This window comes from Chromohalobacter sp. HP20-39 (assembly GCF_033052815.1).
GTDB lineage: Bacteria > Pseudomonadota > Gammaproteobacteria > Pseudomonadales > Halomonadaceae > Chromohalobacter.
Genome location: NZ_JAWHTP010000004.1, coordinates 130320 through 144199 on the forward strand (window position 1 = coordinate 130320; position 13880 = coordinate 144199).

Consider the following 13880-nt stretch of genomic DNA (forward strand, 5'->3'; position numbering starts at 1 on the left):
CGCGGAGGGGAGAGGGTATGCAACGTTATTCAGGCTTCGGGCTCGTCAAGCACGCGTTACGCCACCACGAGGGTTGGCAACGCCAATGGCGCAATCCCACGCCCAAGCCGCGCTACGACGTGATCATCGTCGGCGGTGGGGGGCATGGTTTGGCGACTGCTTACTATCTGGCCAAGGAGCACGGCATCACCAATGTCGCGGTGGTGGAAAAGGGCTGGTTGGGTGGCGGCAATACCGCGCGCAACACGACCATCGTGCGCTCCAACTATCTATGGGATGAATCGGCGGCACTCTACGAGCATGCCATGAAGCATTGGGAGGGGCTGTCCCAGGAGCTCAACTATAACGTCATGTTCTCCCAGCGTGGGGTGCTCAACCTGGGCCATACGCTGCAGGACATGCGTGACATTCAGCGCCGGGTCAATGCCAACCGCCTCAACGGCATCGATGGTGAAGTGCTCGACGCCGAAGGCGTTCAGTCGTTGGTGCCGATCATGGACTGCTCGAAGCGTGCTCGGTATCCGGTCATGGGCGCTTCCTGGCAACCACGTGCCGGCGTGGCTCGCCACGATGCCGTGGCCTGGGGCTACGCCCGCGCCGCCGACGCGCTAGGCGTCGATCTGTTGCAGAACACCGAAGTCACCGGCTTCAAGATTCGCGACGGGCAGATCCAGGGCGTGCATACCAATCGCGGTGACATCGAGGCCAAGACCGTGGGCTGCGTGACGGCCGGCAATTCCAGCGTGCTGGCGGGTATGGCCGGTCTCAATCTACCGCTGGAATCGCACCCATTGCAGGCATTGGTTTCCGAGCCGCTCAAGCCGGTGCTGGATACTGTGGTGATGTCCAATCACGTGCACGGCTATATCAGTCAGTCGGACAAGGGTGACCTGGTCATCGGCGCGGGCATCGACGGCTACAACGGCTACGGCCAGCGGGGCAGCTATCCCACCGTCGAGCACACCTTGCAGGCCATCGTCGAGATGTTCCCGATCTTCTCCCGGGTGCGTATGAACCGCCAGTGGGGTGGCATCGTCGATACCTGCCCGGATGCCTGTCCGATTCTTTCCAAGACGAAGGTCAAGGGGCTCTACTTCAACTGCGGCTGGGGGACGGGCGGATTCAAGGCAACGCCGGGCTCGGGCCATGTGTTCGCCGCGAGCCTGGCCAAGGGCGAGATGCACCCCATCGCCGCGCCGTTTTCCATCGACCGTTTCCACAGCGGGGCGTTGATCGACGAACACGGCGCGGCCGGGGTGGCGCATTGAATGCGCGATTGTCCATTCCTCGAGATGAGTGTCGGTGGCAGGGCGGTGCGAGGGTCTTTTGCCATGGAAGGCAAAAGTAGCGCCCATGGAAGGATTTACAGCGCCCTCGCGTAGCCTTGCCAGCGAAAAAGCTCATCGTCGCCGTATCGTGAAAGACGCTCCAAGGGAGAGCCACCATGTTTCATATTTACTGCCCCTATTGTGAAGAATTGCGCGAGGAAGAAGAATTCCACCCCAAGGGCCAGGCGCACATCGCACGCCCCGAGGAGCCGGACGCCTGCAGCGACGAGGAATGGGGCGATTATCTGTTCTTCCGGGACAATCCGCGCGGCATCCACCACGAGATGTGGCTGCACGCAGTGGGCTGCCGCAAGTTCTTCAACATCACGCGCAATACCGTGAGTTACGAGATCCTCGAAACCTACGAGATGGGCGAACAGCCGACGATCACCGCCGAGCATCTGGCGCGTGAGGAAAAAAAAGCGCGTGAGGAAAAAACCGATAGCGTGCAGGTCGCCGAGGGCGGCCAGCAGACCGTAGGTGCCAGCGACGCCGCCGTGGCGTCGGCCAAGGGAGCGCAGGCATGAGCCAGACAGCATCACAGCCCAACCGCCTGGCGCAAGGCGGCCAGGTCGATCGCACGCAGGCGTTGACTTTTACCTTCAACGGTCAAACATACACCGGCTACCCCGGCGATACCCTGGCCTCGGCCTTGCTGGCCAATGGCGTGGACCTGGTCAATCGCAGCTTCAAGTACTCGCGCCCGCGTGGCATCGTCGCTGCCGGCGCGGAAGAGCCCAACGCGGTGGTCCAATTGGGTGCGACGGAGGCGACTCAGGTGCCCAACGTACGGGCGACCCAGCAGGCGCTGTACGACGGCCTGGTTGCGCGCAGCACCAACGGTTGGCCGGACGCGCAGCGCGACATCATGCGCTGGGTCGGCAAGCTGGGCAGCCCGTTCATGCCGCCGGGGTTCTATTACAAGACCTTCATGGCGCCGGCCTCGATGTGGATGACCTATGAAAAATACATCCGCAAGACGGCCGGTCTGGGGCGCAGTCCGACACAGCCCGATCCGGATATCTACGATCACATGCATCGGCATTGCGACCTGCTCGTCGTCGGTGCCGGCCCCGCAGGCTTGAGCGCGGCGTTGACGGCGGCGCGTGCCGGGGCACGGGTGCTCCTGTGCGATGAGCAGGAGGCGATGGGCGGCTCGCTGCTCGACACGCGCGAGGCGCTGGACGATCAACCCGCCGCGCAATGGCTGAAGACGACGCTGGCGGCGCTGGCGGAACACGACAATGTCACTATGCTGCCGCGTACCACCGCGCATGGTTATCACGATCATCATTTCGTGACGCTCCACGAACGCCGCACCGAGCATCTGGGCGATAGTGCGCCGTCTCAGGCCGGTCATCGCCAGCCGCGCTCACGGCTGCACCGGGTACGTGCCGGTCAGGTGATCCTGGCGACCGGCGCTCATGAGCGTCCGCTGGTGTATGCCAACAACGATGTCCCCGGCAATTTGCTGGCAGGGGCGGTGTCGACCTACATTCGCCGCTACGCCGTGGTACCTGGCGAGAAACTGGTGCTCTCCACCAGCAACGACCATGCCTACCGAGCCGCATTGGACTGGCAGGAAGCTGGACGCGAAGTGGTCGCCATCGTCGATGCCCGCACCGCGCCCCAAGGCGATCTCGTCGCGCAGGCCAAGGCGGCGGGCATTCGAGTCATCACCGGCAGCGCCGTGCTCGAGGCCAAGGGAACGCAGCGCGTTTCGGCGGCACGCGTGGCGGCCATCGACGTGGACGCCTTCAAGGTCACCGGCAAAGTCGAGACCCTCGAGTGCGATACCATCGCTAGCTCCGGCGGCTACAGCCCGGTAATCCATCTGGCCTCGCATACCGGTGCGCGTCCGGTATGGAACGACGCCATCATCGGCTTCGTGCCCTCGACCGTGGCGGGTGTCACCGCGAGTGGCGGTGCGCGTGGCGTCTATCCGCTGGGTGAAGTGCTGGCGGATGGCGTCGAGACTGGCGTGAACGCGGCGACGGCGCTGGGATTCGACGTCACCGTGGACGATGCGGACCTGCCGCGGGTCGCGTCGCGCCATGAAGGCCCGGCCTGCGCGCTGTTCCAGGTGCCGCATGAGAAAGCCACGCTGCGTGCGCCCAAGCAGTTCGTCGATCTGCAGAATGATGTCACCGCTTCCGCCATCGAGGTGGCGACGCTCGAAGGGTTCGAATCCATCGAGCACGTCAAGCGCTACACTGCCATGGGCTTCGGCACCGACCAGGGCAAACTGGGCAATATCAATGGCATGGCGGTCGCCGCGCGCTGCCTGGGGCAGAGTATCCCCGAAACCGGCACCACGGTATTCAGGCCCAACTACACGCCGGTGACCTTCGGTGCCGTGGTCGGTCGCCACTGCCGCGAGCTCTTCGACCCCGAGCGCTACACGCCGATGCAGGCCTGGCATGTCGCCCGAGGCGCCGAGTTCGAGGACGTCGGCCAGTGGAAGCGCCCCTGGTACTATCCACGCAAGCGTGCCGATGGCGAACTCGAGAGCATGGCAGAAGCAGTGGCCCGCGAGTGCCGTGCGGTTCGCGAGGGCGTGGGCATTCTCGATGCCTCGACGCTGGGCAAGATCGATATTCAGGGGCCGGATGCCCGCGAGTTCCTGGGCCGCATCTATACCAACAAGTGGCAGAAGCTGGCGCCTGGTCGCGTGCGCTACGGACTGATGTGCGGCGACGATGGCATGGTGATGGATGACGGCACCACCAGCTGCCTGGCCGAGAATCACTTCTTGATGACCACCACCACTGGCAACGCCGCGCCGGTGCTGGAATGGCTCGAACTCTGGCACCAGACCGAATGGCCGGAACTCGAGGTGTATTTCAACTCGGTCACCGATCACTGGGCGACGATGACCGTGACCGGTCCCGAGGCGCGCAAGCTGCTCACCGACTTGACCGATATCGACCTCGACCGTGAGGCGTTCAAGTTCATGGACTGGCGCGAGGGGCATGTGGCCGGGGTGCCTGCGCGGGTGTTCCGTATCTCCTTCACCGGGGAACTGGCCTTCGAGATCAACGTTCAGGCGCATTACGCCATGTACGTCTGGGAGGCGTTGTTCGCCCGTGGCGAGGCCTTCGATCTGACCCCCTATGGCACGGAAACCATGCACGTCCTGCGTGCCGAAAAGGGATTCATCATCGTCGGCCAGGACACCGATGGTTCGGTGACGCCCGAGGATCTCGGCATGCACTGGGCCATTGGCTACGACAAGCCGTTCCCGTGGGTCGGCAAGCGGGCGCTGACGCGTTCCGACACGCGCCGCGAAGGGCGCAAGCAGCTCGTCGGCCTCAAACCCAAGGACGCGAGCGTGGTACTGGAAGAGGGCGCCCAGATCGTCTTCGAGCCGAATCACGCCATTCCCATGCCCATGGTGGGCCATGTCACCTCCAGCTATTACAGCCCGACGCTGGAAAGCGGCTTTGCGCTGGCGGTGGTCAAGGGCGGGCATCAGCGCCTTGGCGAGAGTGTCTACTTGCCCATGGCCGATGGCCGCGTGCATGAAGCCGAAATCGTCGGTACCCAATTCGTCGATCCCAAGGGAGAGCGCCAGCATGTCTAACTCGGTCCATGTCTACGACGCCCGCGCCGATCACGCCACCGTCACGGCTGAGTCGCCGCTGGCGTACTCCTTCCAGCGCAGCGGTATGCCCGCGCCCGGAGAGGCGTCTGGCGAGAAAAGCCATGCGGTGATTGGCGAGCGGGCATTTCTGGGACATCTCATCCTGCGCGGCGGTGCCATCGTGCTCGACGAGGCATTGCGCGAGGTGCTCGGCATCGGCCTGCCCGGCCGCCCTAATTCGCTCACCGTCGACGCCGATGGTCAGCGTTCCGTGCAATGGTTATCGCCCGACGAGTGGCTGCTGATCGTTCCCGGCGACGAGACCTTCGGCCTCGAGACGCGGCTGCGCGCGCATCTCGGCGGGGCGCATGTCGCCATCGTCGACGTCAGTGCGGGGCAGACGCTAATTGAACTCTCCGGAGAGGCGGCGCAGGAAGTCCTGATGAAGTCGACGGTCTACGATGTCGACCCGCATGCGTTTACGGTGGGCAAGGGCGTGACCACGCTCTTCGCCAAGACCAACGTCATTCTGCGTCGCCCGGACGAGGCGCGCTGGGAACTCATTGTGCGGCGCAGTTTCGCCGACTACGTGTACCGGTGGCTGCTGGATGCAGGGGAAGAATATGGTATCGGTGTCGCTCGAGAAAGCCGCCATGAGCCGCAGTGACGATACCTGGATCCTCGCCGCACAGTGCCCCAGCCGCCTGGGTACCGTGGATGTCGTGACCCGCTTCCTCAAGGAGCGCGATTGCTACATCACCGAACAGCAGTCGTTCGACGACCGCTTGGGCGAGCGTTTCTTCATCCGTACCGAATTTCGCCCTCTGGCCGCTGATTTCGACGCAGAGGCCTTCGAGGCCGACTTCGCGACCCGGGCCCTCGAGTTCGAGATGGATTTCGAACTGACCCCGCCAGAGCGTCGCACGCCGGTGGTAATCATGGTCTCCAAGGCCGATCATTGCCTTCATGATCTGTTGTATCGCTACCGCACCGGTCAGTTGCCGCTGGAGATTCGCGCGGTGATCTCCAATCACCCTGATCTCGAATCGTTGGTAGCCGGGCACGGGTTGCCATATCATCATTTTCCGGTCACGCCCGAGACCAAGTCGGCACAGGAAACTCGCGTCCGCGAAGTGATTGAGGCCACCGGCGCCGAGCTGGTGATCCTGGCGCGCTACATGCAGGTGCTCTCCAGCGAGATGTGCGCGCGTCTCAGTGGGCGCGCGATCAACATCCATCACTCTCTGCTGCCGGGATTCAAGGGTGCCAAGCCTTATCACCAGGCCTATGAAAAAGGCGTCAAACTGGTCGGTGCCACTGCGCATTACATCAACGACGACCTCGACGAAGGCCCCATCATCACCCAGGGGGTGGAGCCGGTCAGTCATGCCGATTATCCCGAGGACCTGGTGGCCAAGGGCAAAGACATCGAATGCTTGACCCTGGCGCGGGCGGTATCGCTTCATCTGGAGCGCAGAGTGTTTCTGCATGCCAGGCGTACCGTGGTGTTCACGCGTTGACGACACGGGAGCGGGCATTTCGCCTCCCGCTCTCCTAAACTTTGAATAATGCCGATGGCGATAGGCGTTCACGGCAGTGATCGCCCACAACGACGACCATCGCGGCCGCGACCGGCGACACATACCGGCGCGCCGTCACTCGAGGAGGGGAAGACATGATGCTCGCGGAACTGATCGACGGCGACGACTTTCGTCAACGCCTACAAGCGCTGGGCGTGCGCATTCCCGACGGTGCTTGCCCCGAAACCTGTGCCCGTATGGCGGCATGCAAGTACAACGAAGTCGGCGTGGAAGGCTTGCCTGAAGCCATTCACGACATGTTGCAGCACAGCGATGAAATGCTGCCCTCGGTTCGTCAGGCAATCGACACACATTTACTGCCTCGCCTGCGCGCGGACGAATAAGTAAAGCCTTTAACGCCCAATATGCCCAACGCCGCGCTGATTTCAACGCGGCGTTGGTGTATTACTAGTACATGACGTTAGAGGTCAGCCCCGCACGACCTGCAACGAAGGCGTCTCCGATTCCAGGTACGAGAGCAGGGTTTCGCTGTACCAGTCGACGAAGTCGATTACGCCGAATTCATAAGTCTCGGAGTAGGGGCCGGGCTGGTAGGCGATGGAGTTGATGCCGCGCTGGTTCTCCTCGGCCAGTTGCCGGTCCTGATCGTTGGTGGCGTCCCATACCTTGCGTAGCCATTGCGGATCGTAGTCGACGCCTTCCTGGGCGTCCCCACGGACTAGCCACTTGGTGGTTACCAAGGTCTGTTGCGGGCCCAGCGGCAGCACCCGGAAGACCACGGCATGATCGCCCATGAAATGGTTCCAGGAATTGGGCAGATGCAAAATGCGCAGCGAGCCCATGTCCGGGCTCTGGAGGCGCCCCATCAACTTTCCACAGCCGGGCTTGCCGTCCATCGTCATTGACATGACGCCGTCGATCATCGGCGTGCGGGTCAGGCGTTGGCGCTTGCCGAAGTACTTGAGCGCCCAGGGCACCTGCAGGCTTTCCCAATGCGCCTGCTGGCGAGCGACCAGCTCCCGGTAGGCGGGTGTGGCGCGCGGATCGTCGGTATCGTCGAACTCGATCAGCGAGTTGAGTAGCTCCGGGTGAGCACCGTTGCAGTGATAGCACTCGCGATTGTTCTCGATGACCAGTTTCCAGTTGGCCTGCTCGACGATGTTCGATTCCGCCGCGACCTTGACGTTGTCCATCTCGTAAGGCGCCAGGTACTCGTCGAGTGTCGCCAGGAAGTCGTCGATGGCCGGTGGCTGGTCGGCGAGACTGATGAAGATGAAGCCGCCGGCGCTCTTCACTGCCACCGGCTTGAGGCCATGAGCGGAAAGGTCGAAATCTTCGCCCATGTCTTGTCCGGCGAACAGCAGGCGGCCGTCGAGTTCGTAGGTCCATTGATGATAGGGGCAGACCAGCTTGGCGACCTTGCCTTTCTCCTGCGTGCACAACCGTGACCCGCGATGTCGGCACACGTTGTGGAAGGCATGCAGAGTGCCCTGGTCGCCGCGTACCACGATGATGGGGTTGTCGCCGATCTGCGCGGTCAGGTAATTGCCCTTGGCGGGTAGCTCGCAGGTCATGCCGACGAACAGCCACTCATGGGTGAAGATTTCCTGCATATCCAGCGCGAATACGCGCGGGTCATTATAGAAGGGTTGCGGCAGCGAATACGTGCGCCGACGCTGGCGAAGCATGTCGGCGGTCGCGTCACGCGCGGCGGCCAAGGGATCGTCGAGTGCGGATGTAGCGAGCAGATCCATGAAGGCATCCTCTTCCTCTTAGTGCGCCGTGTCGGGTAACGGGGGCGCCATGACATTGGGTGAGTGAGCGTGAGAGGCGTGTATGTCGAGCAGTGTGGCGTATCGCCACTAGTGTGGATTGTCTGCCCGCGACATCGGCCGATGCGGTGACGACGTCAGTTCGCGATTGCTCTCGTGATGGTGGCTGGAGCAGGCATGCGCGTGTCGTTGGCAGGCAAGTGGTCGATGCAAGGCACAACCACAATGCGCTAACAGTCAGATACCGCCGCGCGACCAGGTAGCCATCTCATGAGCTTGAACTTCTTCAATCCCGTTACTACCCAGACCTGGACCAACGGGCGCCATAACGTGCGTTGCGTGAAGATCATCCAGGAGACCTGGGATGTTCGCACCTTCTGCTTCATGGCCGATCAGCCAGTGCTGTTCTTCTTCAAGCCCGGGCAATTCGTGACGCTGGAGCTGGAGATAGATGGCGAGCCGATCATGCGCTCCTACACGATTTCCAGCTCGCCCTCGGTGCCCTACAGCTTCTCGATCACGGTCAAGCGGCTTCCCGATGGGCGCGTTTCCAACTGGCTGCATGACAACCTGCAAGTCGGGAGTGAGCTTGTCGTTCACGGTCCGGTGGGGGATTTCAACGTCATTGACTATCCCGCCGACAAGGTGCTCATGCTCTCCGGTGGCGTCGGCGTCACGCCGTTGATGTCGATGACGCGCTGGTTCTTCGATACTAACGCCAACGTCGACCTGCAGTTCGTTCACAGTGCGCGCGAGCCACGCGACATCATCTTTCACCGCGAGCTGGAACATATCTTCTCGCGGATCCCCGACTTCCGGCTGCATATCGTCTGTGAGCGCGGCGATGAAAACGGTGTGGCCTGGGCGGGATTTCGCGGCTATCTGGCGCAGGCGATGCTCGAATTGATGGTGCCGGATTACCTGGAGCGCGAAATCTTCTGCTGCGGGCCCACACCGTACATGAAGGCCGTCAGGCAGGTGTTGAAGAGCAACGGCTTTGATATGAGCCACTATCACGAGGAGTCGTTCGGGGCCACGCCCGCCGATGTCCGGGCGGATGTGGAGGAACTCGCCGAGCAGGCCGAAGCGGAATTGGAAGCGGTCGACACCGCCGACATGCTGCAGGTCGAATTCAGTAATAGCGGCAAGAGTATTCGTATTCTGCCTGAGGAGACCGTGCATTCCGCCGCCGCCAAGCTCGGCCTGCATATTCCCAAAGCCTGCGGGATGGGCATCTGCGGGACCTGCAAGGTCAAGAAGCTCTCGGGCGACGTCAACATGGAACACAACGGCGGCATTACCGAGGACGACGAAGCGGAAGGCTACATTCTGAGTTGCTGCAGCACGCCCAAGAGCCATGTCGCCATCGAATTCTGAGAATACTGGGCACCAATGGTCTCGATGAAAGGCCCCGGCGAGTCGTCGGGGCACCTCTTCCATAATGCTTAGTATTACATCGTGCTCAATGCGACTCGGCGGCGGTTGCTCCAGAACGTTCGGCCTCGCGCGCTTGACGCAGTTCACCGCGTGCTTGGCGGGCGATTTTCCAGCCGCCGGAAAGTGAAAGAAACGCGAAGACCCCGCCGACGATCAAGTCGGGCAGGGCGGTGCCGCTGCCGAACACACCCAGCGCGGCGAGCAGCACCGCGCCGTTGCCGATGACGTCGTTACGCGTGCAGATCCACACGCTGCGCATGTTGCTGTCGCCTTCTCGATAACGCATCAACAGCAGCAGTACCGCGAGGTTGGCGAATAGCGCCAATAACCCTACCGCACCCATGGTTGGCGCATCCGGAGAGCTGCCCGTCAACAGGTTATGCAGCGTCACCCCCAGCACCACGACACCGAATCCGGCCAGGGTCGCGGCCTTGACCAGAGATGCACGAGCGCGCCAGATCAGACCCATGCCCAGTACGCCGAGGCTGATGGCGTAATTCGCTGCGTCGCCGAGGAAATCGAGCGAGTCGGCCATCAGCGAGGTTGAATCGGCCTTCATCCCCGCCAGCATCTCGACGCCGAACATCACCGCGTTGACCAACAGTGCTATCCACAGCACGCGCCGGTAACGCGATGTCGATTGCGGCGAAGGGGAAGAAGGACCGCAGCAGCATGCCATTAGAGACCTCGTCTCGTTTGTCGGAGTGTGTTTCTTGAGTCTACAACCCTAGAGTGCGCTCCAGGGCAAGCATCGTGCGAATATGACAGTAATTTGAACGCACAATCAAAATTATGAATAATAGAAAAGTTAGGTTTAGATAAAAAATCAACATAAGAGGGATCTCATGACACATTTACGATGGCATCTCGCGCCGCTGGCGGCGCTTGCCTTGAGCGCGGCGTCGCTGGCGCAGGCTGAGGTCAGCGTCACGCGCGGTGCGACGAATATTCCGGATGGCGAGGCTATCAACGCCCAGGACATCACCGTCGCCAACGATAAGCTGGCCTTTGCGCTGGCCGTCGAATCAAGTCCGCCCTGGGGCGTGCCGCGCGGCACCTTGGTCGACCTGGCGGCGGTAAAAGGCGGCGAGATCGATCTTGATCGCGTCGCCTTCGCCGATTTCATTCCCAACAACTGGTCTGCTTGGCCCAACGACGGCAAGAAGGTCGAGGTTGTCGAGAAGTCGCCCGAGCGCGCGGTGATCCGCGTAAGCCGCAACTTCGGCGAGGCGATGGTCACCACCACCTACACGTTGGAAGCCGGCAGCGACCGCGTGCAACTGGAAACCGTGCTCGACAACCAAGGTGATGAGCCGCTGGAAGCCATTCGCTCGGGCTTCACTCTGTGGCCGGATACCGGCTACCTGTTCGGCGTCCCCGGCCTGGGCGACGCCAAGGAAACCGAAGCCAGCGCCGCTTTGACCGATCGCGTGGTGGCCTACGATCAGAACTGGGCCTTCGCCCTGCATGCGCCGTATTTCGATCGCATCAACTATCAAGGCAAGGACATGTACCTGGAGCATAGTCTCAAGGCGGGCGAGTCGCGCCGCTTCGAGGGCTGGCTGCAGGTAGTGCCGGATGGTGACTTGGCCCCGGTGGTGGCCAACGAGATCAAGCGCAAGCACCTCGAGAGTGGCGAAATTCACGGCCAACTGAACAATGGCAATGACCAGGCACCGCACAACGGCCTGGTAGTGATCGAGAAGAACGGGGTGCCCTATGCCTGGACACTGGCCGACGAGGGCACTTTCTCGATGCAACTGCCGGTGGGCGAGTACCAGGCATATGCCACGGCGGAAGGCTTCGCCAATTCCGAGCCGGTCACGCTCAACATCACCGATGGCAGCGAGCGCACGCTAGCCTTCGATGGCATGCAGGGGCCCGGCACGCTGAGCCTGGATATCCGCAGCGAAACGGGCGACATGCCGCGCGATGCGCGACTGACCATCCTCGAGGGCCAGCAGCCGCTGGTGGAGTTCCTCGGCAAGCAGACCTTCTTCACCGAGCTGGACCCGGCCGGGCATGCCGAGCTCAAGCTGGCGCCCGGCGATTACCGCCTGGGCATCAACGCCGGTGCCGGCTTCACGGCCCGCGAGGAAACGTTGAACGTTAGCCTCGAGACCGGGGAAGAGATCGACAAGAAGGTCGAGATCGAGCGTCTCATCGAGCCCAACGATGCACACTGGTACGGTGCCGACCTGCACCATCACGCCAATGTGCTGGAAGGCACCACACCGCCGGATGTCGTGGTGCGTGCGCAATTGGCCACGGATCTTGATCTGACCTTCATCAGCGATCATGACTCCACCGCCAACCACGACACGTTCCGCAAGCTCTCCGCCGAGCGCGGTGTGCCGTTCATCCCATCCATCGAGATTTCACCTTCATGGGGTCACATGAATCCGTTCCCCATCGAGATGAGCGGCGAACTCAAGGTCGATCCCGGCACCGCTGACGTGCAGGACATCATCGCCGACGCGCGCCGCCTGGGCGCCGAGGTAATTCCCCTCAACCACCCGTACAATGCCTACGGCTATCTGCAGAACCTGGGCGATGGCAAGGTGCCCGGCGGCTTTACACCGCATTTCGACCTGCTCGAACTCAACGCTGAGGTGGACAACGCGCCCACGCTGAAAGCCGCGCATCGTCTGTGGGATCAAGGTACACGGGTCTACTTCACCGCAGGCACGGATACTCATGACGCCTGGAACGACCTCACCGGCCGCATCCGTATGATGGGCCACGTACCCGGCGAGCTGACCCCGCGCGCCTTCGCCCGTGCCCTCAAGGATGGCCATGGCTATGCTACTCAGGGGCCGTTACTGTTCCCCGAGGATCACATGTTCGGCGATAGCCTGCGCTTGATCGAGGACGCCAAGGGGAAATGGACGGTGAACGCAACCGCCGTCAACGGCCTCAAGGAAGCGCGCCTGATCGGTGAGGGCGGTGAGGTGCTCGCCACGCAATCCCTCGACGGCACTGACGCGACATTGACCTTCGAGATTCCCGGCGACGCCCACGGCTGGGTCGCGCTGGAAGTCGACGATGCCGATGGCGATACTGCCTGGACGAATCCGCTGTGGCTTGAGCGCTCCAGCAAGGCCGACTATCTCGGTCATAAAGACGGCGATGATGAGGAAGACGCCTGATCGCGCGATCCGGCCCTCGTCACCACAACCACGATAACGCGCCGTCACGCCCTCTGTTCAAAGGGGCTTCAAGGGAATGCCACGCCTTCGGGCGTGGCTTTTTTGGGCGCGGAAAACGGAGTAGCGATTTCGCTAAAAGCCATTGTGTCGACTGGTGTCAGGACGGTCCGATTCGTTGAGGCTGCGTTGAGCATGTTATTGCTATGCTTAGCGAACCCAAAGAGCAAATGCCGGTCCGTGTTGATGGGGGCGCAAACTGCTAGGAACGCAACGTTGAGAAAAGAGAGTGCGCTTTGGACATCGTTGTCAGTAACCACTGAAGGAGTCAATGGATGAACGCCAGCAAAATACTGCAGCAGTTGATGCAACAAGCCGGTGGCAGTCAGAAGAGCAGCGGTGTCGATGTAAAAGGCATGCTGGGTGGCCTCTCGAAACAGCTGGGCGGCAAGGCGTCAGGTGACAATTCCAGCGGTAGGTCTTCGGGCGGCTTCGATATGAAAAGCCTGCTCGGCGGTGGTGCCATGGGCATGCTGGTTGGCTCCAAGCGGGGCCGCAAGCTGGGCGGTAAAGCACTGAAATACGGTGCTATTGCCGGTGTCGGCGTATTGGCCTGGAAAGCGTGGCAAAGCGCTCAGGCAAACAAGAATGCGGGCAGCGAGTCGCAGGACGCTAGCGAAGGCGAACGTGTTGAAGCGCTAGAAGGTGAATACCAGGAGCGGCGGAGTCTGGAATTATTGCAGGCAATGATCATGGCGGCCCGTGCTGATGGTCATATCGACGAGCAAGAGCAGGCGATGATCACCGAGCAGATCGATGCGTTAGGCGCTGACGACGAGATGCACCGCTGGGTCGAACAACAGCTAAATGCGCCGTTGGATGCCAAAGCGCTGGCCCGTGAAGCGGACTCGCCCCAGGCGGCGCGGGAAATGTATTTAATCAGCGTCGCCGTGATCGATGAACAAAATCCCATGGAACGCGCCTGGCTCGATCAATTGGCCAGCGCCCTTGATTTACCCCAAGAGATGACCGCTGAACTTGAACATCAGGCACAGCAGGCCGATTAATACGCA

General features: G+C 61.8%; 11 protein-coding genes. 9 read left to right on the forward strand and 2 right to left on the reverse strand.

The window, feature by feature from the left end; all coding sequences use genetic code 11:
• The first annotated feature begins 17 nt into the window (after positions 1-17).
• The 6 genes from RVY79_RS10170 to RVY79_RS10195 all read left to right on the forward strand — a co-directional run bounded on the left by RVY79_RS10170 (position 18) and on the right by RVY79_RS10195 (position 6835).
• Positions 18-1268 (forward strand): sarcosine oxidase subunit beta family protein, encoded by a 1251-nt coding sequence (locus RVY79_RS10170; protein WP_317464018.1) that lies wholly within the window; start codon positions 18-20, stop codon positions 1266-1268.
• A 176-nt stretch (positions 1269-1444) separates the two neighbouring features.
• Positions 1445-1855: a sarcosine oxidase subunit delta gene (locus tag RVY79_RS10175; RefSeq protein WP_317464019.1), complete on the forward strand. Its 411-nt coding sequence runs from the start codon at positions 1445-1447 to the stop codon at positions 1853-1855.
• Positions 1852-4911, forward strand: a complete 3060-nt coding sequence (locus tag RVY79_RS10180) for a sarcosine oxidase subunit alpha family protein (RefSeq protein ID WP_317464020.1) — start codon at positions 1852-1854, stop codon at positions 4909-4911. Before RVY79_RS10175 ends, RVY79_RS10180 begins: the two co-directional genes overlap by 4 nt.
• Positions 4904-5578 (forward strand): sarcosine oxidase subunit gamma, encoded by a 675-nt coding sequence (locus RVY79_RS10185; protein ID WP_317464021.1) that lies wholly within the window; start codon positions 4904-4906, stop codon positions 5576-5578. Before RVY79_RS10180 ends, RVY79_RS10185 begins: the two co-directional genes overlap by 8 nt.
• Positions 5565-6431 (forward strand): formyltetrahydrofolate deformylase, encoded by an 867-nt coding sequence (purU, locus tag RVY79_RS10190; RefSeq protein WP_317464022.1) that lies wholly within the window; start codon positions 5565-5567, stop codon positions 6429-6431. The genes RVY79_RS10185 and purU overlap by 14 nt, the downstream gene beginning before the upstream one ends.
• Before the next feature lie 155 nt (positions 6432-6586).
• Entirely contained in the window at positions 6587-6835 is a 249-nt protein-coding gene (locus tag RVY79_RS10195; protein ID WP_317464023.1) for a hypothetical protein, read from the forward strand.
• Between the two features lie 84 nt (positions 6836-6919).
• Here RVY79_RS10195 and RVY79_RS10200 read toward each other — a convergent pair whose 3' ends face one another.
• Positions 6920-8206 carry an aromatic ring-hydroxylating dioxygenase subunit alpha gene (locus RVY79_RS10200; protein WP_317464024.1) on the reverse strand — a complete coding sequence of 429 codons (1287 nt, stop codon included), beginning with the start codon at positions 8204-8206 and terminating at the stop codon, positions 6920-6922.
• A 288-nt stretch (positions 8207-8494) separates the two neighbouring features.
• On the opposite strand from RVY79_RS10200, the gene RVY79_RS10205 reads away from it, so the two are divergent.
• Positions 8495-9601, forward strand: coding sequence for a hybrid-cluster NAD(P)-dependent oxidoreductase (locus RVY79_RS10205; protein WP_317464025.1), 1107 nt, complete (start codon positions 8495-8497; stop codon positions 9599-9601).
• Between the two features lie 85 nt (positions 9602-9686).
• Here the strand turns inward: RVY79_RS10205 and RVY79_RS10210 are convergent, their stop codons facing one another.
• Complete coding sequence (locus tag RVY79_RS10210) at positions 9687-10340, reverse strand: cation transporter (RefSeq protein ID WP_317464026.1); 654 nt, start codon at positions 10338-10340, stop codon at positions 9687-9689.
• A gap of 166 nt (positions 10341-10506) precedes the next feature.
• Between RVY79_RS10210 and RVY79_RS10215 the strand changes: the two genes are divergently transcribed.
• Positions 10507-12810 (forward strand): CehA/McbA family metallohydrolase, encoded by a 2304-nt coding sequence (locus RVY79_RS10215; protein WP_317464027.1) that lies wholly within the window; start codon positions 10507-10509, stop codon positions 12808-12810.
• A gap of 332 nt (positions 12811-13142) precedes the next feature.
• Positions 13143-13874, forward strand: coding sequence for a tellurite resistance TerB family protein (locus RVY79_RS10220; RefSeq protein WP_317464028.1), 732 nt, complete (start codon positions 13143-13145; stop codon positions 13872-13874).
• Positions 13875-13880 lie beyond the last annotated feature (6 nt).